Here is a 720-nt window from a genome sequence, read left to right as displayed (position 1 = left end):
CGGTACCGGGTGGGCGCCGATCCTGGGGGCAGTTCGGAGAGGGTCAGGCCGTTGGCGCGGATCGCGGCGGCGAGGTCGGCGTTTCCGGATGGGTAGTCGCGGTCCAGTCCCCCGGCCAGGACGGCGATTGTGGCCGGGCCTTCTCCGGTGCTTCCGGCCAGTGCGGCGCGGTGGGCGTGGGCATCGATGCCGTAGGCGAGACCGGCGATGACGCAGATTCCGCGCTGGGCCAGGCTGTAAGCGAGGTCACCGGTAACGGCGGCGCCGTAGCTCGTGCAGTCACGTGAGCCTGCCAGTGCCGCGCAGTTGGATGGGTCGGGGATCCCGTTCCCGATGTTGCCCCGGTACCAGAGGCCGAAGGGGGCGTCCGGGAGGTCGTCCAGGCCGGTGGGCCAGTGCTCATCCCCGGGGATGAGGAAACCGCCGCCCAGGCGTTCGATGGTGGCCAGGTCCTTTTCCGGGTCCAGCTCCGGCACGCGGGGCGCCCAGCGTTTTAGCGCGTCGGCCAGTTCCTCGGCCGTCACGTCCGGGAGGGGATGGGCAGGTTGGGCGCCGGTGGCGAGCCGCAGCGCGGCGTACGCGCCCAGCCTGCGCACAAGGGTCCGCCCAACCGTGTCGTTCGATTCGAACAGTCGGGTCAGGGCTGCGCGTGCAATGCGGTCGTTCATGGTGTTGCTCCTTCTTGCCGAGAAGTGTGGTGGGTGGGGCGGCTCAGGTGAC

General features: G+C 70.4%; 1 protein-coding gene. It reads right to left on the bottom strand.

The window, feature by feature from the left end; all coding sequences use genetic code 11:
• Positions 1 to 668 (bottom strand): DNA-processing protein DprA (locus tag P2Q66_RS17290; protein WP_275730134.1); only part of this gene is annotated, 668 nt, incomplete at its 3' end.
• Between the last annotated feature and the right edge of the window lie 52 nt (positions 669 to 720).

The organism is Arthrobacter sp. Cr_A7, assembly GCF_029222765.1.
In the GTDB taxonomy this organism is placed as follows: Bacteria; Actinomycetota; Actinomycetes; order Actinomycetales; family Micrococcaceae; genus Arthrobacter.
This window is presented reverse-complemented; position numbering and strand designations above follow the sequence as displayed.